Source organism: Megamonas sp. Calf98-2, from assembly GCF_900110235.1.
GTDB classification, from domain to species: domain Bacteria; phylum Bacillota; class Negativicutes; order Selenomonadales; family Selenomonadaceae; genus Megamonas; species Megamonas funiformis.
In genome coordinates this window covers 28,943-52,799 of the sequence record NZ_FOCY01000018.1, presented here as the reverse complement: position 1 = coordinate 52,799, position 23,857 = coordinate 28,943, and the positions used below count along the sequence as shown (strand labels likewise).

At 27.9% G+C, this 23,857-nt stretch carries 22 protein-coding genes and 1 pseudogene; 2 read left to right on the top strand and 21 right to left on the bottom strand.

What is annotated here, in order from left to right; genetic code table 11:
- The first annotated feature begins 518 nt into the window (after positions 1–518).
- Positions 519–1,172: a hypothetical protein gene (locus BMX03_RS06910; RefSeq protein ID WP_091694560.1), complete on the top strand. Its 654-nt coding sequence runs from the start codon at positions 519–521 to the stop codon at positions 1,170–1,172.
- Positions 1,173–1,240: 68 nt separating this feature from the next.
- Here BMX03_RS06910 and galU read toward each other — a convergent pair whose 3' ends face one another.
- The 6 genes from galU to BMX03_RS06880 form a co-directional block, all read right to left on the bottom strand.
- Complete coding sequence (gene galU / locus BMX03_RS06905) at positions 1,241–2,116, bottom strand: UTP--glucose-1-phosphate uridylyltransferase GalU (RefSeq protein WP_015561736.1); 876 nt, start codon at positions 2,114–2,116, stop codon at positions 1,241–1,243.
- Between the two features lie 148 nt (positions 2,117–2,264).
- Positions 2,265–2,414 (bottom strand): YvrJ family protein, encoded by a 150-nt coding sequence (locus tag BMX03_RS06900; protein ID WP_008539595.1) that lies wholly within the window; start codon positions 2,412–2,414, stop codon positions 2,265–2,267.
- Between the two features lie 17 nt (positions 2,415–2,431).
- A complete protein-coding gene (locus BMX03_RS06895; RefSeq protein ID WP_091694557.1) occupies positions 2,432–2,992 on the bottom strand; it encodes a sigma-70 family RNA polymerase sigma factor in 561 nt (186 codons plus the stop codon).
- Positions 2,993–3,062: 70 nt separating this feature from the next.
- Positions 3,063–3,284 (bottom strand): DUF1659 domain-containing protein, encoded by a 222-nt coding sequence (locus BMX03_RS06890; protein ID WP_008539592.1) that lies wholly within the window; start codon positions 3,282–3,284, stop codon positions 3,063–3,065.
- A 41-nt stretch (positions 3,285–3,325) separates the two neighbouring features.
- Positions 3,326–3,544: a DUF2922 domain-containing protein gene (locus BMX03_RS06885; RefSeq protein WP_015561739.1), complete on the bottom strand. Its 219-nt coding sequence runs from the start codon at positions 3,542–3,544 to the stop codon at positions 3,326–3,328.
- 230 nt (positions 3,545–3,774) lie between these two features.
- Positions 3,775–4,011 carry a helix-turn-helix domain-containing protein gene (locus tag BMX03_RS06880; protein ID WP_255361438.1) on the bottom strand — a complete coding sequence of 79 codons (237 nt, stop codon included), beginning with the start codon at positions 4,009–4,011 and terminating at the stop codon, positions 3,775–3,777.
- 204 nt (positions 4,012–4,215) lie between these two features.
- Here BMX03_RS06880 and BMX03_RS06875 point away from each other — a divergent pair, with 204 nt between their 5' ends.
- Complete coding sequence (locus BMX03_RS06875; protein WP_255361437.1) at positions 4,216–4,680, top strand: GH25 family lysozyme; 465 nt, start codon at positions 4,216–4,218, stop codon at positions 4,678–4,680.
- 178 nt (positions 4,681–4,858) lie between these two features.
- Here BMX03_RS06875 and rfbB read toward each other — a convergent pair whose 3' ends face one another.
- From rfbB to BMX03_RS06800, 15 genes and pseudogenes are all read right to left on the bottom strand, one after another.
- Positions 4,859–5,878, bottom strand: a complete 1,020-nt coding sequence (rfbB, locus tag BMX03_RS06870; RefSeq protein WP_091694554.1) for a dTDP-glucose 4,6-dehydratase — start codon at positions 5,876–5,878, stop codon at positions 4,859–4,861.
- A gap of 272 nt (positions 5,879–6,150) precedes the next feature.
- The gene (locus BMX03_RS06865) at positions 6,151–6,978 is read right to left on the bottom strand and encodes an aldo/keto reductase family protein (protein ID WP_091694552.1); all 828 of its coding nucleotides are present in this window, start codon (positions 6,976–6,978) and stop codon (positions 6,151–6,153) included.
- Positions 6,979–6,994: 16 nt separating this feature from the next.
- A complete protein-coding gene (locus tag BMX03_RS06860) occupies positions 6,995–8,500 on the bottom strand; it encodes an oligosaccharide flippase family protein (RefSeq protein WP_091694549.1) in 1,506 nt (501 codons plus the stop codon).
- A gap of 18 nt (positions 8,501–8,518) precedes the next feature.
- On the bottom strand, positions 8,519–9,700 hold the full coding sequence (locus BMX03_RS06855) for a Coenzyme F420 hydrogenase/dehydrogenase, beta subunit C-terminal domain (protein WP_091694546.1): 1,182 nt from the start codon (positions 9,698–9,700) through the stop codon (positions 8,519–8,521).
- Positions 9,701–9,730: 30 nt separating this feature from the next.
- A pseudogene (locus BMX03_RS11535) lies at positions 9,731–9,886 on the bottom strand (DapH/DapD/GlmU-related protein); the annotation flags it as partial.
- A gap of 465 nt (positions 9,887–10,351) precedes the next feature.
- Positions 10,352–11,458 (bottom strand): polysaccharide pyruvyl transferase family protein, encoded by a 1,107-nt coding sequence (locus BMX03_RS06845; RefSeq protein WP_255361436.1) that lies wholly within the window; start codon positions 11,456–11,458, stop codon positions 10,352–10,354.
- A gap of 41 nt (positions 11,459–11,499) precedes the next feature.
- The gene (locus BMX03_RS06840; protein ID WP_091694541.1) at positions 11,500–12,495 is read right to left on the bottom strand and encodes a glycosyltransferase family 2 protein; all 996 of its coding nucleotides are present in this window, start codon (positions 12,493–12,495) and stop codon (positions 11,500–11,502) included.
- A gap of 17 nt (positions 12,496–12,512) precedes the next feature.
- The gene (locus tag BMX03_RS06835; RefSeq protein ID WP_177159367.1) at positions 12,513–13,454 is read right to left on the bottom strand and encodes a glycosyltransferase family 8 protein; all 942 of its coding nucleotides are present in this window, start codon (positions 13,452–13,454) and stop codon (positions 12,513–12,515) included.
- Positions 13,455–13,474: 20 nt separating this feature from the next.
- Positions 13,475–14,626: a hypothetical protein gene (locus BMX03_RS06830; RefSeq protein WP_091694537.1), complete on the bottom strand. Its 1,152-nt coding sequence runs from the start codon at positions 14,624–14,626 to the stop codon at positions 13,475–13,477.
- 79 nt (positions 14,627–14,705) lie between these two features.
- Complete coding sequence (locus BMX03_RS06825; RefSeq protein ID WP_255361435.1) at positions 14,706–15,791, bottom strand: glycosyltransferase family 1 protein; 1,086 nt, start codon at positions 15,789–15,791, stop codon at positions 14,706–14,708.
- A 23-nt stretch (positions 15,792–15,814) separates the two neighbouring features.
- A complete protein-coding gene (gene wbaP, locus BMX03_RS06820) occupies positions 15,815–17,236 on the bottom strand; it encodes an undecaprenyl-phosphate galactose phosphotransferase WbaP (RefSeq protein WP_255361434.1) in 1,422 nt (473 codons plus the stop codon).
- Positions 17,237–17,324: 88 nt separating this feature from the next.
- On the bottom strand, positions 17,325–18,698 hold the full coding sequence (locus BMX03_RS06815) for a GumC family protein (RefSeq protein WP_091694534.1): 1,374 nt from the start codon (positions 18,696–18,698) through the stop codon (positions 17,325–17,327).
- Positions 18,699–18,712: 14 nt separating this feature from the next.
- A complete protein-coding gene (locus tag BMX03_RS06810; protein WP_091694533.1) occupies positions 18,713–19,462 on the bottom strand; it encodes a polysaccharide biosynthesis/export family protein in 750 nt (249 codons plus the stop codon).
- 216 nt (positions 19,463–19,678) lie between these two features.
- Positions 19,679–21,166, bottom strand: a complete 1,488-nt coding sequence (locus tag BMX03_RS06805) for a Na+/H+ antiporter NhaC family protein (protein ID WP_091694531.1) — start codon at positions 21,164–21,166, stop codon at positions 19,679–19,681.
- Positions 21,167–21,731: 565 nt separating this feature from the next.
- A complete protein-coding gene (locus tag BMX03_RS06800; protein ID WP_091694529.1) occupies positions 21,732–22,706 on the bottom strand; it encodes a TDT family transporter in 975 nt (324 codons plus the stop codon).
- Positions 22,707–23,857 lie beyond the last annotated feature (1,151 nt).

Sequence of the window (23,857 nt, the reverse complement as noted above, 5' to 3'; positions counted from 1 at the left end):
AACTCGCTCCGCTCAAACAGTTAAGCAAAAACCGTATTCAATGATAATTTTTTTCAATAATCATGCGATTACCGCTAAATTTTATAATGCGGAAGAAATAACATATTATTTGTAACTAAAAATAATAACCAAATCTCCCTCACGTTAGCGAATTTTACGGTAGCCGTAGGCTATTGGCAAGGATAAAATTATGGCTATGGTTTTAGCTCTACTGTTTGAGCAACGCGAGTTTAGAGCGTTATAGACATAATTTTATAATTGACAAAGTAAAATTGATATCGGGAGGTAGAGTTCTTTTGTTACTTTTCTTGCTCATGAAAGAAAAGTAAATCTAAATAGCATCTATATATATGTTCATCTCTTTTGTAGTAAACAAACAACACCATAGATAAAATTTTATAATCACCTTTATATTACTAATAAAAATAAAATCAATATCTCAAAATATTTTCTTTTTGATTTATTTTTCTTTTAATAAAAGAAAAATGAACATTACTATAAGGAGGAAAAAATTTTTTATGAATATTTTACTAGCTATTGCTGTTATGATTATTATCATTATTGCTAGTTATTTAGCTGATAGAAAATACCCTACAAAGAGAATATTTATTATTCCTTGTGGCATTATTTTACTTTGTTTTGTAGCTGTCTATAGTTCTTTAGTGATACCATCTTCTTCAAATTCTATCTCTACTGAGCAACGTTTGGCTATTTTAAATGAACAACCTTATTTTATAACATGGTACAATGATTATAAAGAAGATATCAATCAGCTAGATAGATTTGCTACAGTTTATCACAAAATCATTTCTAATTATGAAAATCAATCCATATCTGCAACTGAAGCTTTAAGTCAATTGCAAAGATTATATGATGAAACAAATGCTTTTAATAATTCACTACAAGATGCTTTACCGCCAAGTGAATTATCACAAAACAATTATACATTAGTTTATAATATTTTGGAAAAAACTCGTGTTTATAGTTATAAATTAAATGAAACTGTTCGTCAAAGTATTGTAATCATCAATGAAGGAACTTACAATCAAAATGAACATAAAGATATTGTAAATAATTTAAATCGCATTTATGCTATTGAAGCTCCTATAATGTTAGATATCAATAGCGAAGTATCGCAAATTAAAGATAATCTAACTATTCCAGAAAATTAATCATAAATTTAATATAGATAAAATAAAAGGTGATACTAAAAGTATCACCTTTTTTATTATAATTCTTATTATAAATCCTTTACAATTGTTTTGAGGTATTCCGCAAAGTCTCCAGATAAATCATCACGACGGAGAGCAAATTCTACTGTAGCTTTTAAAAAGCCTAATTTATCGCCTACATCATAGCGTTTGCCAGTGAAATTATAAGCATAAACATTTTCACGTTTTGCCATAACTTTGAGTGCATCTGTTAACTGTATTTCTCCACCTTTACCTGGCTTAGTATTTTGTAATACTTCAAATACATCTGGAGTGATGATATATCTACCAAGCACTGCCATTTGACTTGGAGCTTCTTCAATGCTTGGTTTTTCAATCATATCATTGACTTTCATCAATTGCTCATTGATAGTTGGCACGCCTGCTACAATACCATAAGAAGAAACTTTTTCTTTTGGCACTTGTTGACAACCTAAAATAGTAGCACCTGTTTGTGTGTACATATCCATCAATTGTTTTAAAGCTGGCATTTCAGGATTATAAACTATATCATCACCTAATAATACAGCAAATGGTTCATTATCAATGAATGCTCTAGCACATAAAATAGCATCACCTAAACCACGCATATGTTTTTGGCGAATGTAATGTACATTGATTTCTGATGTTTCCTGTACCATTTCCAATAATTTAGTTTTACCTTTAGCTTTTAATTCAGCTTCTAAAATTGGCGCGCTATCAAAATGGTCTTCAATTGCACGTTTAGCATGACCACTGATGATCAAAATATCTTCAATACCGCTAGCAATAGCTTCTTCCACTATGTACTGAATAGTAGGTTTATCTACTATTGGTAACATTTCTTTAGGTGTTGCTTTTGTCGCTGGCAAAAAACGAGTACCAAAACCAGCAGCAGGTATAACAGCTTTGCGAATCCGTTTCATAACAATCTACTCCCTATAATCTACTCAAATAAATAAAATACTTTAAATTGTGACAATTTTATACAATCAAATTTTATTATAGCATAAAAAAAGATTTTCTTCATGAAATTATTTATTCGATCTATCATGAAGAAAATCTCTATTTTTATTAATGATTGACCTGTTTAGCTAAAGTTTCATTCATATGTCTTATACCTTCTTCTAAATTAGCCAAGTGTTTATCCATGCGAAATAACAAAAAACTTGCTACTACCATAGGAAAACCATAATTTGCTATATACGTAAAAATATATTCCATATTATCACCTTAATTCTTTATTTCTCTAGAGATTTATTAATAAAAGCTAATGCTTTACGATAATTTTTGCTTACAGCTTGTACAGATATATGCAATAGTTTTGCTACTTGTTTATATTTTAATCCTTTAAATACTACCAAAATAAAAACTTTATATTGTTTAGGTGGCAATTGATGAATAAACTTCATTATATCTAATCTAGAAGAAATACTATCAGCTAAATCCTCATCTACTGCCAATAAATCCCCAAATTCTTTTATTTCATCATCATCATCTGTATTCATTTGAGCAGATAATGACACTTCATTTTGCCAAATACGCAGATATCTACGAAATAAAGTATGCACACCTTGATATACTTTTACTTTAGCATAACCGGCAAAAGGCACACCTAAAGACTCATTAAAATCTTTAATTGCCTGATAAAAACTAATCACGGCTTCTTCATACGCCTCTTCTTGAATAGATATTAAATGATGTTGTCTAGAAGCACTATTTAATAAATTCTTATACTTATTTAATAATAACTGTATAGCATAATTATCTCCAGCTTTAGCTTTTATTAATAGTCTTTCCATCTAATCGTCTTCTTTCTATCATCAAGAGAATAATTTAAAAGAAAAAGGGGTGACACGCACCCCTTTTTCCTTATTCTGCAGCGATTTCTGCTGTGTCCTGACGATTTACACTACCTAAATTATATTTTTGTAAGCCCGCTATTTTTTGACCGATATCTAAAATATCATCTTCTGCTAAAGAAGGATTGATATAACCGAAACTACGACTGCTATAGCTAGCTTTACCTGTAGAAGTAGTACCTGTTTCCACTTTAATAATGATTTCACATTCTGCGTTTTTCTTAACTGCCATAATACATTCCTCCTAATGAACTATAAAATTATAAATTAAACTTAAGCTAAAACATCTTGTGTAGTAGTTGTGATATATGCTTCTTTAATCGCTGTTGCTTTATGATTATTTTTGATAATAGCCTGTGTATCAATCATTTTCTGCATAACCACATCGACTTCACTCTTTGTCAATTCATCTTTAGGAGCTGCCAAATTATATTTAAAATCGTCTCCATTATCTAAAGTAAATACCATTGTTAATTTACGTGTATCTGCCATAAAAAATCACTCCTTAATTTTAAAATTTAAAAATACATCATAGCTTTAATTGATAACATCTTTTGCCGCCGTTTTTTATTCATCTTATCAACTCCTTACACTTATTTACTTGCAACTTAGATTGCAAAAATCAACCCCTAAATCAAAAATTTTTTCTTAGCAAGTAAAAAAGGCAAACTATTATCCAAAAACATAATAGTTTGCCTTTCGCTATATGTGCAGTTATGAATTTAAACTTTATATATTTTCTGCGAAGTATTTTCTAAACTTATATTTTTAAGGTCAAATAAATTTGAGGCGTAAAATTTATCCATTCTCATACCAAAACCAATACAAATTTTAAAAATAGTATCTTCTGTAGGATTACGACTTTTTTCACTTAATAAGCTAGCCACAGTTGAAGGTGGCATTCCTGCTTTATTTGCCAAGCCATTTATGCTCAAATTATAAGCCTTACACAATTCCAAAATCCTATAATCTACTGCCTTTATAAGTAGCATTATAATCATCTCGCTTTTTCTTAAATTAACTATATTATACTCTTATAAAAATAAAATGTATTCGACATATCGTAAATTTTTATAAAAATAACAAAAATTTTCCCAAATTTGCTTAAAAGGTTTAATTTCTTCCTTTAAACTGCAAGTAAATCATTAAAGGAGTGATTACTTATGCAAAATTTTCAAGTAGTAGATATCTCAGCTTGGCAAGAAAAACTCAATTGGCAAAAACTAAAAGCAAATAATATTCAAGGCGTTATTATCAAAATAGGTGAATACACTCATCTAGATGAAATGTTTATCTCACATGTAAATAATGCTGTAACTTATAATCTGCCCTATGGCATATATTATTATGCTCATGCTTCAACAATTGATAAAGCTATAGCAGAAGCTAATTGGGTAGATAAACAAATCAAAACATATCTCAATGGACAAAATCCACCACTTGGTATCTGGTATGATGCAGAAGATAAATCTATACTCAAAAACAATATCAATGTAGCTTATATGATTGGCAATTTCATCAATCAACTAAACGAACTAGATTATAATTATGTAGGTCTATATAGTTCCTATAATTGGCTCACCAATATCATTGACTTAAATCTACTTGCAGATTATATTCCCATCTAGTCTGCTCAATATTACCATGAAAACAGCTTTAAACTAGAATATCCTAATCGCATTTGTAAGATATGGCAATACACAGATCATAAGCAAATAGATGATATGATACTTGATTGCAATATTTACTATGTATAAACTATACTAAAAGAAAACCGCAAAGAAAATATCTTCTTTGCGGTTTTTTCTATCTATTATTATACATTCTAAAATAATAATCTTTGTATTCACCACTAATTATTTTTTCCCACCAAGATTTATGTGTTAAATACCAATCAATAGTTTTCTTAATGCCATCATCAAACTTAGTAGCAGGAAGCCAACCAAGTTCATTATGAATTTTTGTAGGATCAATAGCATATCTACGATCATGACCTGGTCTATCGGTTACAAATTCAATTAAATCTTCACTTTTACCTAGTTCTTTAATAATTGTTTTTACAACTTCTAAATTAGTGCGTTCATTATGACCACCAATATTATATACTTCGCCAATTTTCCCTTTGCGAATAATCAAATCTATAGCAGAGCAATGATCTTCTACATAGAGCCAATCACGTACATTCTCACCTTTACCATATACAGGTAATTTTTTATCATTTAAAGCATTTGCTATCATGAGTGGAATTAATTTTTCAGGAAAGTGATATGGTCCATAGTTATTTGAACAACGAGAAATAGTCACAGGTAATTTATAAGTACGATAATATGCTTGCACTAATAAATCTGCTGAAGCTTTTGAAGCTGAATATGGACTAGAAGTATGAAGTGGTGTTGTTTCTTTAAAGAATAAATCTGGTCTATCAAGTGGTAAATCTCCATAAACTTCATCTGTAGATACTTGATGATAGCGAATATTACCATATTTACGACAAGCATCCATAAGTACACTTGTACCGATTACATTCGTCTGTAAAAAGATTTCTGGATTTTCAATAGATCTATCCACATGAGATTCTGCTGCAAAATTCACTACAACATCAGGTTTTTCACTTGCAAATAATTCATCAACAAAAATTCTATCAGCAATATCGCCTTTAACAAATTTAAATTTAGGATTTTTCATTGCTATTTCTAATGTTTCTAAATTACCAGCATAAGTGAGTTTATCTAAACAGATTACTTCATCACTTGGATAATTATCTAATTCATAATAAACAAAATTACTACCAATAAATCCTGCTCCACCAGTTACTAATATTTTCATTATTTATCTTCTCCATATATAAATTTTATCCATTTATTTTCTAATAAATTCTTGCATATATAAAAATAGATAGGTAAAAAAATCTACCTATCTATTTTATCTACACTATTTAATAAAAATAACTTTTTTGAACATTTTAATATCATTTCACACGTAATACTTTACAAATTGCACTTTTACAAAGATTTTTTATAACTATTTATAGTATAAAATCCATTATTAATCAATAGACAAATATTTATATTTTACGTATTTTTATCTATCATTAATTTTTATAATTTTGTAAAATCACAAGTATCAGGATTATGTCTAACTCTAAAATCACAATTTATTAAATCTATCTTTTTTATATCGTCACTTGATATTTCAAAATCAAAAAAATCAATATTCTCTATCAATCTATTCTTATGACTAGTTTTTGGTATAACAATTATATTATTTTGATAATTCCATCTAAAAATAATTTGAGAAATTGTTTTATTATATTTTTTCGACAAATCTATTAAGGTTTTATTTTTTATTAATTTTTCATTCATTCTAGCTAATGGAGAATACGCTTCTATTTGTATATTGTATTTTTTACAAAAATTCACTAATGGTTTTTGAGATAATAGTGGATGCAATTCAATTTGATTAACAGCAGGAATAACATTTGCAACACTAAATAATTTATTTAAATGATGTTCATGAAAATTACATACACCTATTGCTCTTATCAATTTTTCTTCATATAATTTTTCCATTTCTTTCCATGATTTTAAATATGTTTCTGGATTAGGCCAATGCATTAAATATAAGTCAATATAATCTAATTTCAATAATCTCAAACTATCTTCTAATGCTTTTCTAATATTTCCTTCTCTTTGTTGAGAATTACTTAATTTTGTAGTAAAAAATAATTTTTCTCTTTGTTTTCTTGAAATCCACTGTGCTAATCCCAACCATCTTTCATTACCATATGCTGATGAAGTATCAAAACTTGTGTAACCACAAGAAGTAGCTTGAAAAAAAACTTTAAATAATTCTAATCGTCTCATTGGAAAAGTTCCTAATCCAATAACAGGCATTTTTATTCCATTATTCAGAATAAAATATTTCATAATAAATTTCTCTCCTTCATCTTTTTATAAAAAACTTTTTTATAATATTCTTTTCATAAGAGTTCATACCTATTATGAACATTAATATAAAATATACTATCGAATATATTAATGTTTTTATAATAAAATATTTCCAATTATATTCTAATGTTATATTCAATTTAAAAACTTCTACCATTATTATTAATATAAATGCACTTGGTAGCATATGAATTATATTTTTCCAAAATAATGGGATATTAATTCCTACTTTTTTATAGTAATATATGTTCATAATCAAACCTGTACTAAAAAATATAGCTACAGATGTACTAATCGCACAGCCTAAACCTCCATACAATTTAGCCAATTGAAAACTAGTGAAAATATTTATTACAGCTATAATTGTATAAATAGTCATTCGATAACGATTTAAATTCATTGCTTGCAATATAGCAATTCCTGAATTTTGTATAAGAGAAATAAATTGCCCCACCATTATAATTAAAATCATATAATATGCGGATAGATAACTTTCACCTGCCCATAAATATAAAAATTCATATCCTAATAAAAAAAACATAATTAAAATATAACTCATTACTATATATTGCAATCTACCAACTTTTATCATTAACATTGTCAATTCTTTTTTTGTAGCACCATTAGTCACCATCATAGTTACTTTTGGTAAAAGTACACCACTTATAGCATTAGAAAATTGCATATACATATTCATAAATTGCATAGCTATAGCATAAATAGCTACTTGAATAGTTCCAGATACCATACCTAGTATAAACTGACCAGTTCCCCAATAAATTTTATCCATTATAGCATTAAGGAAAATAAAAAATGCATAACCAGATATCTCATATAAAAAAGCTTTTTCAAAATGACCTTTACTAAAATGTATATTTAAATATTTAAAACAATAATATACATTTGTAAGTAAACAAGCAATATTTACTATTGTTGCTGTTACTACTAAAGTTACAGCACCATATCCCATGAATAAGAAGGGTAATGCTATTATAGGTTTCAATAATACACTAATAATATTAAATATACGTAAAAAAATAAATCGTTCATATGCCTGCATCAAAGAAGCAAATACACTTAAAGGAAAAGATATCGCTATATTGAATATAAGCAATATCATCATTATTTTAGCTCGTTCAATCTGGTCAGCAGATAAAGTTGCTCCGAACATATTATCTACATTAAAATACAATATGCTTCCAACAATCAAAGTGATTAAACCTATAACTGAATATATCGCCAAAAACAATCCATTTAACTCTGACTCAGATTTTTTATCACCTATCGCACGATTTCTCGATACATATCGAACAATAGTATTACCTAGGCCCATATCTAATACACTTAAATATGCTACAAGTGAACCAATTAATGAATATAACCCAAATTCAGATTGCCCTAAAAGTCTAATCATTACAGGTGTATATCCTAGTCCAACAATTAAGCCAGCTAATATATTTACATATGATAAAATTGCTCCTATTTTTAATTGATTTTTCATCAAAAATACCTTCTATATTTATAAATATTCTTTTATTCCTAAAAATCTTTTTATATCGCTTTTTATTAATCTTAATTTATCCTTAATTGTATACTTACAATATTTATCTATTAATTTATCAAAAGTCATCTTGTCTATATCAATATAAAAACCATTTACTCGCTCATCTAGTTTAGGTGAACTTATTAACGCGGGATTCCCAGGTAGTGCCTCTTTTATATTTTTATCATATGAATTTATATTATTTAAAATACCCTCATATAAAAATTCACCTTTTTGAGAATTAATTAATACTACAGAAGTACCTTTATCTTGATCAAGCTCTGGATATTTTCTACCCAATCCCCAAAAATCACCTAAACTAATATCTGCAATTCTTGGAAAACCTTTATATTGACACTGTGTGCAACATTTTCTAATATAAAATTTATTTTTTCCTATATATCCACGCATAAAATAATCATGTTTTCTATCTTTTAAATAACTTTTACCATTTTCCAATTCAACTTTTGTACTAAATAAATTCCATCCATATGTTTTATTTTTAAACCATACTTTTTTTACTTTACTATTATATTGTTTTTCTAGTGTTTCTAAAAATTTACGATATACTTTAGGGGAATTGGTTCCTAAACATAAAAAATCAATCGTATATAAATTTTCATATTTTTTTCTTAGAAAACTATATAACCCCATTACTTCACAAGGAGCACCTACAAATAATACTTTTTTATTTTCATTCAATAAAATTTTTATTTTACTAAATACATTTTTTTTATCACTTTGAACATATTTAGATTGTCTTAATAGCTCTAAATCTTTCGTCTTATTAGTAATATAATGCTCTACTAAAAATTTTTTATTATAAATAGCTCCTACAACAAATGTTTCCGTTTCTTTCAAAAAACCTTTAGCTAATTCACTAAATAAACCACCTGATGTACTATTTATTCTTATATTTTCATCTTTAGACCATGCTGCTTTCACAATTGGTTCTTTAAACCTATCTTCTAAACATTCAAATTTAGACATGGATGGACATACTTTTTCACATAAGTTGCATTTTATACATTTATCATAATCTATTTCAGGAAATAAAAATTCTGCCCTATCTTTTTTCATTATAATAGCATCTTTAGGACAAATATTATAACAAGCACTACAACCTGTACATTTATTTTTATCTAAATTATCTATCATGTCAATTACTCACTTCCAATTTATATCTGTCTTTATTACTTTTGCTGGTACTCCAGCTACTATAGTATTATTAGGAACATCTTTTGTTACTACTGAACCAGCCGCAATAATTGCATTATCTCCAATAGTTACACCTTTTAAAATAGTAACTCTAGTACCTATCCAAACATGATTTCCTATTTTTATAGGTTTTGTCTTTTCATATCCTTCCCAAAGACCTTCATGAGCATCAGAATCCATTATTGTTACATCATGAGAAATTGCTACATTTTCTCCTATTTCTATCTCTTCATGACAACGTATTTTAATATTAGAATTAAAAAATCCAGATCCTAATTTTAATTTAGCATTTTCAAATAAAATTATATCTGCACCATAATAAATAGAAAAAAAATCTTTTACTTCTAATATACTATTTTCATCCATTCTTAAATTAGATTGTCTTATTGAACCATTAATATTATTATCTGAAAACATTAATGTTTTGTGCAATATAATTTTAGATGATTTTGCTAATTGAAAATTACTTTTTTTTAAACAAATGAGCTTAGATTTTCTTTCTATTTTATTTATATTTCTTGATAAAAATGTATAATATATAGTTTTTAATATCTCTACTTTTCTTAACTTATTTATCAACATAATTATTCCTTATCTATTACTAACTTTTAAATTTAAAGCCTTTTCTAAAAAATCTTTTGAACGTTTTTTTTCTCGTTCTTGAATATCTTTTACCTTACTAAAGTCCATATGCAAAATTTCTTCATCAGATAAATCACATTCTCCATTAACAATATATCTATTCTGATATCCGAATAGCTCCAATAAAGTATCTATACGTGATGTCATGTCCGCCATTCCTTTTTCTTTTCTATTAACAACTAAAAAAGGAGTATTCATTAAAATAGAAAATACACAGGCATGAAAAGAATCCGTTGCTACCAGTTCTGCATGTTCTATTAAATACACAAATTCTTCAACTCTTGAAGCATATAAATCTAAATTACTTTTATCCATTAAGTTATAGATTTTCCAATTATTTTTCTTAGCAAGATTTTCAATTATCGGCGATGGATTTCCCAAAAAATAAGTAAGAATATACTTTTCTCCATTATACCATTCAGGTACCAACTCAATCTTTTGCCATTCCTCTTTTGATAACAAAATAGTTGGATCAACTACTACAGGAACATCTTTTCCCGTTAAATTTTTGACTAATTCAGCTCCAGATTTTTCCCGCATAGATATTGCTTTCATTTCATTTAAACTATCTCTAAAAAACTGCTCTTTATCTTTTGGAATAGAAGGAATAGCAATACTTGCTGCATAAGCAACTCGTTTTTCTTTAGGAGCAAATTTTAAAAATCTAGCTGTTGAATACAATTTTTCTCTAAACCAAAAATTAGGATTCCAAACTTGATCACTTCCCGTAATAAAAAAATCATATTCATTAGATATTTTACTTAAATCATTAACAAAATCTATATCAATATATTTCTGAGAAAACTTTTTTATATTATATATTCTAATACATTCATTTAAATATTCATTTTTTAAATAATATCTATAACTATTTCTATTAATCATAAATTTTATTATAGATTTTAAACTCATAATACTTTTTAACTCAAAACTAGTAAGTTTATCATACCAAATTGTTTTAACTTCGCTTATATAACACTTTAAAAATGATTGTAAAGCATAGTTTTGCAATCTATTTCCATAATTATTATTATCATCTATTGTTACTATTGCCATTTTCATTTTATCACCTATAAAAAATTCATATTATATTTAGTTCACTTATTTATCAAAGTATTATATATTTTATTTAATTTTTTATTATATATATATCCAGCTATTCCTTCAAAATTAAAATAACACAATAAAAATTTAAATTTGATTTTAATACTTATATCTTTTTCTTTTAATATATATACAATATTGTCTCTTATCATTTTTTTAGCTTTTGTGTATATCTCTCTATACACCTTTTTTTCATTTTCTTTATCTACCTTATGATATAAAACGCATATTCTTATAAGTTTTAACAAATATGTTAATTTAGTAATATTAATTCCATTTTTTTTAATAAAATCATATCGTTCTTTAGAAATTAAATAACATTTATATACTGTATTTATATCTACTTTAGAAACCAGACTATTATCTCTCAATCTATAAAAATATATATTTTTAGACAAATAATATATATTTTTAGCATTTAAAATTATTTTATATAATACAGCATAGTCTTCCATCAGATTAATACCTAGTGGGAATTTTATCCCTATCATCAATTCTTTTTTATAAATATTTCTCCATAATTGATTTTGTATCTTTTGTTCTAAACATGTTTCTTTTAAAAAAATTTCTTTATCAATCATTTTTGATTTTTTTTCATAGGATATAGCTTTTATTTTTTTATTTTTCAACTCATAATAATCAAAAAAAATAAAATCTACATTATTATTTAATACATCTTTTACAGATTGATACCAATCATTTCCAACATAATCATCCGGATCTACCCATGCTATATATTTTCCCTTAGCTATTTCTATTCCTATATTTCTTGCCGAAGACACTCCTCCATTAGTTTTATGAACAATTTTAAATCTTTTATCTTTTTTACTATATTCATCACAAATCATTCCACTATTGTCGGTAGAACCATCATCTATACATATAATTTCTATATCATTTGACCTTATTCTTCTTATAGATTCAAAACACTCTTTTATATACGCTTCTACATTGAATACTGGAATAATTATCGAAATTAAATATTTCATATTTTCATTCTCCCGAACTAAATCATATTTAATTTAAATAATACTTTTTTTAAGTACCATTTAAGTATGTCTTTAATTTTATTGTTATCTATTAATTTATAATCTTTCCATGCCGTTTTTTTCTCGTAATGACTATATATATTTTTAGTAAATTTATTACACATTATATTTAAATACCATAATTTATTCCATGGCTTTGGTTGATTAGCAAAATGTAACAATATAATATCTTCAAAACTGTCCATATCATATATATTTATACAATTAAACTTTCTATCGAGATATTTAATTTTTCCCGTTAATATTACATTTAAGGCATCTTGATCTTGATAAGTAAAAATTTCTGGATTATCTCTTAATATATTCAAACATTTGTCTAATATATTAAATTCATTCCATTTTTTTACATTTATAACTAGCACTCCTGCATTAAAGTAAATATGCTTTTTTAATTTTAATATTTTTATTCTGTTATTAGCTATTCGATTAATATCTGGTACCGCCGCGACTATATTGTCTTTTAACTCAAAATCAAATAACTGCCCAGCATTTTTCAAACAAACAACATCTGCATCAATATAATATAATTTATCAACACTATCCTTTAGCAATATAGGCAATATTAACCTAAAGTATGTAGATATAGGAATATGCGCTTTTATAGGTAATTTTTCAAAAAACTTCTTGTCTATTTCATAAATAATTATATTTATAGAAAAACTTTTTGCTAATAATTTAATATTATTTTTTGTTCTTTCTGATAAACCTGCTGCTATAATATAAAAATTAAAATCATAATCAAGATTATTTATGCATATTGAAGCTATAGAAGTTGCGGCACAACGTCCATAATTATCATCTATTCCGTATGATACATTTACTAATTTATTATTATTGTTTATTCTATATTTATACTGTATAATATTTTGTACTACACTATCTATTTTATCTATATTCATATTCATCACTCACCTTTTATTTAATCAAAATAATATATATATCTCTTTAATATTCCAACCAAATTAAAACTAACAAAATAACTTAACATTATCCCAAACATAAACAAACTAAATACAACTAAATTTAAATATCCTTTTTTTAATTTAAAATTATTTTTATGAGCAATTATATATATATATATAACTGATAAATATATAACAAATTCATCTAATCTATGCATAAATTGTGATTCTGTTATCGCAAAAATAAAAGCTAATATAGATAAGCTAAAATTAAATAATATAAACTTATTATATTTTATATATATATTATTTAATAAATATTTTTTTAGTATCAAACTCATTACTATAACAACAAAATTAGTAATTACACACACAACTATATTAAGAAAATTAAACTCAACTAAATCTATTTCACTATATGATGTATATTTATCACCTAATAATCCCAAAAACGGTATACTACTTCCCATTAACATAAAAATAATATCTTCAAGAAAAGCGTTAGCCATAATAATAACAATTATTATAGCTAAAAAATATAATTTAACTGGTAATACTAATAATACTCTAAAAAATATAATAAATATTATTCCCGGATGTAACATAAGTAAACTAAAATAACTCAACACTAATATAATTTTTTTATAAATATAATTATTATTATAAAAAAAATCATATATTATAATCATAAAACAAATTGCTAATGTTAAAGGGTATCTAATGTTTGTCGTAACGTAAAAATAATTAATTAATAATGTTGTATATAAAATAACAATACATTTTATATTTTCTTTAGCTCTTAACTTAACTCCTATTTTATTTACTGTATACAAAATAAAAAAATAAACAAAAAAACAGTTCATTATAGGCAATAATTCATCAACATTTAATAATGAATATAAAAAAATATATATTTTAGATAAAATAGCACCATCATATGTTGTAATAGCATTCCAACCATATAATCTAAACAATTCCATTTCGCCATATATCCTAAAAGTATCTACATATAATCCTTTAAAATAATATAATTTTATAGGATTAAAAAAACACATTGGAATAGGTATAGTAAATGCTATTAATTTATAATAAATTTTACTTTTTAATTTAAAAAATAATAATATACAATATAATATATATAATGATATTAAAAAAAATGCACTATTCATATTAAACCTCATTACAACAAACTTCTACAATTTTCTAAAATAATATAATACAATACCAACTTTTTTCATTTTTACCCTTTCAATTTATCGTATATAATCCAATTAATTTTTTTGCTTCATTTTTTATTTCAAAATTATTTGCAATCAATTCCTGTTTAGCACTTTTATTTCTTGTTAATTTACTATTTAAAATTTCTTTACTCCAAATATCAGCATTTTTATCCAAACTAATAAAATGCATTGAACTGGATAAATAACATTCCTTCGATACTTTATCCGATACAAAACAAGGTAGTCCATTCGCCTGTGCTTCCACTGATACAACTGGAAGTCCCTCATACCATGAAGGAAGTACAAATACATCCATCGCGTTGTATAAATCCTTTACATCTTTTCTAAGACCAAGGAAATTTACACTATCTTGTAAATTATAATTTTTAACTTTTTCTTCTATTGATTGTCGTAATGGTCCATCACCAATCAATAAAAGAAGCGAATTGCTTTTTTGTTTATGAATTTCATTAAATATATCTATTAGAAAATCATGGTTTTTTTGATACATAAATCTGCCTACATGACCGATAACTAAAGTATCTTCATCTATATTTAAGTCCTGTCTCAATTTCTTTCGCAGATTTTCATTGTAGGCAAAGGCATCTACATCTATAGCATTATTTAATACTTTAACTTCACCCGATTGCATGTTCTTTTTACCATACATCCATTCGCCGGCAAGTTTTGAACATGCCATATATCTATTAGCAAAAACAGGTGCAAACGGTCTAAGTATATATTTCATAGCAGAACGCAGTTTTTCACTTTTTACAGCCGTAGAATGATTATGCAGAATACGAACTTTCGCACCGGCAAGCCATGCAGCAAATAAAGAAAATACAGATAAAGTATTCATATTTGAATGTACAATTTGATAATTATTGTCTTTAATAACCCTGTATATTTGATAAATATTTTTTAATGGATTTTTCGTATACGGCTCTACTTTATATACTTTTCCTCCCAGAGATAATATTTCATTATCCAAAGCAGTTTTTTCATACCCATCTATAACAAAATCAAACTGAATTTTATTTCTGTCTATATTACGGTAGTAATTCATAATGACAGCTTCTACACCGCCGCCACATACAAAGCCTATAATCTGCAATACCCTTATCGGTTTTTGTTTCATTAATATGCTCCTTTTTTTGCAAAAACTGCTTTAAGTGTCTGCCAGAGTATCATAATATCCAGCCATACAGACCAATTGTGTACATACCAACTATCTAGTTCTACACGCTCTGCATAGTCAATATCACTACGCCCGCTACATTGCCACATTCCTGCTATACCTGGCTTGACCATCAAATAATCTGCAATATGCTCTTTATATCTTTCCATTTCTGCTTTTATTATAGGTCTTGGTCCTACCAGACTCATCTCACCTTTTAATACATTAAAAATCTGTGGTAATTCATCAAGACTAGTTTTTCGCAAAAATGCTCCAGATCTAGTAATTCTAGGATCATGTTTTAATTTAAAATCCTTTTCCCATTCAGCTCTTGCTACAGGATCATTTTTTAATAATTCTTCTAATTTTTCTTTAGCATCTACGCACATAGAACGAAATTTATAGCATGGAAATTCTTTACCATCTTTACCTACTCGCATATGTTTAAATATCACAGGTCCTGGAGAATCTTTGTAGATCCATATAGCAATGATAACTAAAAGTGGAGAAATACAAATTGTTCCCACTATAGTCAATACCATATCAAATAAATATTTAATAATGCGATTTAATCTACGTTCTAAATTATTGCGTACACGAATAAGCATGATTTTTTCCGTAAAAAATGTTTCTACATCTATTCCCCCCATAGGGATAGATGTAAGATTAGGAATGATACAGATATTTTTTACTAATGGCTGTACACGATGAATAATATTTTGCATTTTTACTTGTTCTAAATAAGGAATAGCTATCAATACATTATTTATCCCTGTAGTTTTAATTATTTTTTCAATATCCTTAAAATCACCTAATAGCGAATAATTTTCTAATCCTTTTACAGGAATTTTATCACTGATTAAACCCACTATTTTATAAGAACTCATCCCTATATCATTATTTATACTTCTCGTAAAAGCTAAAGCTTCTTCTTGTGCACCAATAATTAATAAAGGTATCTTAAACATCTCACGTTCATCCAAAATACGTTTTAAAATATAACGCATTATTACTAGACAGATAAAACTAGCTAGCCATAATAAAGCTAAAAAAGCTATACTATGTTCAGTAGAACTTGCTCGCACAAAAAAGAATAATAATATAGCAATAATGCTATAGATACTACTATAAAAAAGCGACTCTATTCTCTGCCAAAAAGGGATAGTACGACGATAAGTCCTAGCAGCAGCGATAAAAGCTATATAGATAAATGGTATAACGATAAATAAATCTATATGACGAAGATTTTCCTCACTAAAATATATCGCTATCATCTCTGCTAATAATACTGCTAGATAATCTGCCATCAGTGATATACCGGACCAAATTATGCGGATATTCTGTTTTAGCTTAGTTTTATAATTTTGTACCAATAAATTCACCTACATTGCATTTATTTTTATTTATAGTATAAAAGGAGAAGCCATATTTATTTTAAATTTATACTTCTCCTTTTATCTTTATTTCCTATTATAAACCATATCTTCTACTATAATTATATAAAGTATAACCAAAGCTGATCATTATACCTAAGACAAAGCCAATAGCTACAACTAATTTTTTATTTGGCTTAGCTGGCATATCTTCTTTTGGTAAATCTGCTGCATCTATGATCTGGATATCCATAGAGTCTTTTGCTTCTTGAATTCTAGTCTGTTCATAATTTTGTACAAGAGAAGTATATACTTGACCTGTAATTTTAGCATTACGTTCTAAACGCATATATTCCACACTATCGGCAGATAATGTAGCTATATTCTCTTGAGCTTCTGCTTGTTTTGCTTTCAAAGCTTCTAGAGAAGCATTATTTACAGATATCTGCACTTCTGTACTGATTTTATCTTTTAAAAGATTAGATTGCACTGGGCTTAAAGTCACTGATTGAGAATTTACAGCCTTTGCGATCTCATCAGATAAAGATCTTTCAAGGCTATTTAATTCTTCTTTCGCTTTAATCACATCTGGATGTTCATCAGTAAATTGTTGCTGAAGTCCTACAAGTTCTACACGTTTATTGACTATAGACTCACGGATATTGCCGATATTTGTATTATCAGATACATTATATTCTAATAAAGATGCATTTTGCTGTTCCAATTGACTAGTCACACCAGCCAGTTTAGCACTATCACCTTCACTTTGAGCTTGAAGCTGAGCAATCGTTGTATCATAAGTATTTAAATTAGTAATAATAGCTTTCGCTTGTTCATCAGGTGCATAGATTTTATGTTCCTGCTGATATGCTTGCAATTTATTTTCTGCTGTTTCCATCTCTTCTTTAGCGATTTTTATACGTTCATCAAGGAATTTCAAAGTAGTGGAATTATCTTCTTTGTTTAATTTTGTCATCAATGCTAAGAAATTATCTGCTACCCCTTGAGAGATCATCTGCGCTTCTTCTGGAGTCTTACCATAAGCTGCTATTGTTATTAAATCGGTCTTTTTAATATTAATAACTTCTAAATTTTTCTTTGCAAAATCTTCTACTGTTAATTTTTCTTTATCCTCATCTGGTAAATCTAATTCAGCAATAATCGGCTCTAAGACTTCACGAGACTTCATTAATTCAATATAAGACTCAGGTGAACCGGAACTTCCACCCCCTATATCTATACCAAAACCAGCTGCCATAGCTGCATAACCAGCCATAGTAGAGCTGTTGTTAGATTTTACACGTACAAGTGTGGTAGATTGATAAGATTTTGGCAAGACAAAAGCAACTATAGTAGCAATAATAGTGCAAATTACTACTATCGCTAGAACTATCTTTTTCTTTTCCATCATTAAAGAAAACAATTTTCTTAAATCAATTGTATCATTATCATTTGCATTATTTATATCCATTATTTCACTCCTAATTAATCAGTCAAAGCTCTATACGTACTATATACATTGATAAGTGGTAATACGTCTTTATGGAAGTCGATTTTATTAGATTTAGGAATATATAAGATATCTCCATCTTCTAAGGCAAAATTCTGACTGATATCATGTTTTTCTATATAATCTTTAATATTGGCTTCTTTCACATACATAACACCATCATCTATGCGAATGGCCTGTACTTTTTTGATACGACCATATGTAGTCACCCATCCAGCTCTAGAAATAGCAGATAATACATTCATATCATCAGAAGCTAATTCCACTGTACCTGGAACATTCACTTCTCCTAATACCTGTACTTTTCTAGGTCCATAATTAGTGACGATTATTGACATATCTGGTATTTTAATATATCTGCCAAATTTTGCAGTCAATACTTGTTTTGCTTCTTCAATAGTTAGACCTGCTAATTTCACGCTACCGGCATATGGTAGATTGACATAACCATCTGTGCCGATCATTATGCTGTCCAATCCTTGAGCATTTTTAAAGCCAATTATTCTAATAGATATCGTATCATATTTATATAAACGATAATGTTCATCATAATCTGTTAATGATTTAATAGCTGCTGGTTTAAACACTGATGTATCTGTTGCATCCATAATCACTGCACTATCAGCAATATTTGTATATACATCTTCTGGCGCTGCAAAAGCAGTAGTTGATAATGCAGATACTAATAAAGCTGTAACTATCGCTTTTTTATAAAATCTTCCCATAAAATCCTCCACAAATTTTATTATTAATTTATAAATCCATTCTTAACTAATTCTATATTATATCATATATATGTAAAAATCCACTACTATATCGCTTTTCTTTGTAGATATTTCTATCTTTTCTCAAAATAGAATTTTCCTAATAGTAATAATTAAAACCCTAATTATCATAAAAAAAGTTCTAGAAATAAATAATAATTCCTAGAACTTTTTTAATTAATCTTTCATCAAAACTTTATAAATATAAGTCATAGCTATAGCTAATAAAACTAAACCAGATACTACACCAATCCAACCATTACCAGCAATACCAGCTACTAAATAACCTACAAATGCACAACTAGCTACTACGATTACATATGGAACCTGTGTACTTACATGATCGATATGACTACATTGAGCCCCCGCAGAAGCTAAGATAGTTGTATCAGATATTGGTGATACATGGTCACCACCTACAGCACCAGCCAATACTGCTGCTACTGTAACTACTAAAAGATGAGGATCAGTAGATACTACAGCAAGAGCGATAGGTATCAAGATACCGAATGTACCCCAAGAAGTACCAGTAGCAAAGGCAAGACCGATAGCTACAAGGAAGAATACTGCTGGCATGAACATACCTACAGTAGCATTATTGGATACAATACCGCCAACATAACCGCCGATATTTAAATAATCTTCACCACAAACACCAGATAAGCTCCAAGCAAGACATAAGATAAAGATAGCTGGAGTCATAGCTCTAAAACCTTGGTTAAAACATTCACAGAATTTACCAAAGCGAAGCACCCCACGTGGTACATAGAGTAAAAATGTGAATACTAAAGCGATAAAGGAACCAATTACTAGACCTCTGGCAGATTCACAATTTGCAAAAGCATCAGATACACTAGCACCTTCTAAAATACCACCAGTGTAAAGCATACCGAAGATACAACCACCGATTAAAACGATAAGTGGTAATAATAAATCTAAGATTTTACCATTACCTACTGCTTCCATTTTTTCTTCTTTATATTCTTCAGGAATTACTAATTTGCCACCGCTTTTTTTCTCTAAAGTTTTCATAGCAGCAAAATCTTTACCTGTCCAAATCAAGAACAACATAAAGATAATAGTAAACCATGCATACATATTAAAAGGAATTGTCTGCAAGAATAAGGAGAAACCATCAATAGCACTGTCTTCTGGAAGTGAAGAACTAACTGCTGCTGCCCAGCTAGATACTGGAGCGATAATACAAATTGGTGCTGCTGTAGCATCAATGATATAAGCGAGTTTTGCACGAGTTACATTAAATTTATCAGTAACAGGACGCATAACTGTACCTACAGTCAAACAGTTAAAATAGTCATCGATAAAGATAACTACCCCTAAGATAGAAGTAACGAGTAAGGAACTGCGTTTTCCTCTGATTGCACTTGCTGCCCATTCACCATAAGCACGAGAAGCACCAGAGCGAGCAATAGCTGCTACAATAATACCTAATAAGACCAAAAATACTAAAATATATACATTTCCGCCAACTTTATCGGACATAATTGCAAAAAATGTATCAATAGCAGCTAATAAATCAAAGCCTGTGAACATTAAAGCCCCTACAAAGATACCCACAATCAACGACATGTATACTTCTTTTGTCGCCAAAGCCAATACTATGGTAATTATCGGAGGCAATAGCGACCATGCTGATTCAACCATTCATTTCCATCCTTTCTTATATATACAAATTATAAATAGTTAAAAACAATAGCTATATTATACCATCTATAGACTATTTGGCAAAATGCTTTTTGATAACATATCCTGTCCTTAGTTGAAACAAATCAATTATAATACCCAATATAATATCTAAATTAATTCAACTTGTTTTGCCATATTCATTGTAGTATAATAAACAAAGAAGAGAATAAACTGATGTTTGCCGATGTCAGCCCTCTTCTTATAGTGTTATTGTTGAAGAAGAGGCTGTCCATCAAGATGGCTTCTTTTTTATTTTAAAATCAATTAAAATAAGAAAGTATAGTAAATACAAGCGTTAATAAAGATATTATCAAAGACAATACTTCATAATTAGTCATATTTACCACCTCCCTAAAAGAGAGGCATGACACATCAATTTATTCCCTATGCCAAGAATTATATCATAAAGACAAGTATTTTACTTGTCTTTTTATTTTTGTCATAAAAATAAAAAAATAGGTTTAGATATAAAATCTAAACCTAAATAGTATTAAGGTATATTCTTAGAATTTTGAAGGCTTCATTATTTAACAATATTAGTTATAGTACCAAAAACAGTTTTTGCTCTATCCCCCATATTTACAATCATTTGTTCATGTAAGAATTTCAAATATCTGATGAACACATAAGTTACAATCGCTGTAGCTAAGATAGTTTCTACTCCTACTACATAATTTAAAATGCTAGGTACTGCTATATTGATTTCATTTAAATAACTAACAGTCTGACGAAGTGCAATCGCAGTGATAACAAATGGAAAAGTAAATGCTGCATAGCTAGGATAGAATTTTAATTTTAAAAGTTTTGGCATCTGTGTAAGCACTGCCACAAATAAACCTTGAGCTAATATCTGCATAATCACAATCATGATTAAAGATTTATCAGCAACACAAGCAAGATAACCCGCTAAACTTAAACTCATTGGTGCAGTATAGATACAAAATAAAGGTTTTGCTGGTTCAGCGATTGCATGTTTACTGCAATAACGGATAGTAACAAGAGCGAATAATATCATATACATACTGAAACCAAACCAGAAAATATATTCACCTAAATTGTGATGATTAAAAGTAGGTGCTGTAACAGACGCTACCACAATACCTACATACGCTATAAAATATGTTGGAAAAACATCTCTTAATTCAAAATTGATGATATAGCGATAAGTAAACCACGCCATCAACATAAAATGACCACAAATCGCCCCATACCAAACTACTTCACTAGCTATAGGTGCAAACGGAAAAGTATAAGTGCAAAGTTGCATAATCGCCATAAAGAAAGTAGCAAACACACTGGCAAAAATAGAATTTCCATTCAAATCATTTTTCATCATCTGCGGATGTAAAATAATTTTGCTAAATAACAACACCCCTAAAAACGCAGAACTAATACCGCAAGCATATTTCAAAATCATAGAATATGGTGCAAGCAAATTGCCAAGAGCCGCCAATCCAAGCATCACCCCAGCAGTAGGTACAGGAACTTTTCTAATCATAATATAAAGCCTTCTTTCATAAATTATCTTATTTATAGTTTCTTAATTAACATCTCGTTCAACCTTGACCTTATATTATCATATATGCATTCATAAGTAAAATATATTATTTGCTTCAAAACGATAGGTAGATACTTATTTATAAAAAGAAATCTTAAATAACACCAAATATCTCCCGCATTTTAGCATTTTTTACGGTAGCCATCAGGTTATCATAAAAAGTGCGTGAGAGAGTGGTTTCTTTTGCTTCGTTTTCTTTACCACTAAAGAAAATGAATACCTATATATTTTTTCAAAGCTAAAATTTTATCTGCGGTGGCTTTCTTTGGTTCGTTTCTTTACCATTAAAGAAATGAACTCCTACATCTTATGAGGAAAATTTTCTAATAATACCTATTTTTTCCCGCATTTTAGCATCTTTTTATGGTAGCCATAAGGCTATTGGCAAAGATAAAAATATGACTACGTCTTTAGTTCTACTGTTTGAGCCTTGCGAGTTTAGAACGTTGTTGACATATTTTTATCTTTGACAAAGTAAAAAGTGCGTGAGCGGGTAGTTTCTTTTGATTCGTTTTCTTTATCACTAAAGAAAATGAATGCCTATATATTTTTTCAAAGCTAAAATTTTATCTGCGGTGGTTTTCTTTGGTTCGTTTCTTTGCCACCAAAGAAATGAACACCTACATTTTTATACTTACTTTTCTTTCATGAGCAAGAAAAGTAACAAAAGAACTCTACCTCCCGATACCAATTTTTCTTTGTCCATTATAAAACCACATCTATAACGCTCTAAACTCACTTCGTTCAAACAGTAGAGCTAAATTCATAGATATGATTTTATAATTCCCAATAGCTTTCAGCTACCAAAAAATTGCTAACGTGAGGAATATTTGCTTATTATTTTTTATTTAAAAACTAATAATAAAAAATCCTCATAATATAAATCTTATACAATAAATATAATATCTATACTATGAGGAAATTTTTCTAATAATACGTAATCTATTTCCGCATTATAAAATTTAGCGGTAATCGCAAGATTATTGAAAAACATTATCATTGAATACGCCTTTTGCTTAACTGTCTGAGCAAAGCGAGTTTTAAGCATTGTATGAAATGATAATGTTTTTCAAAGCTAAAATTTTATCTGC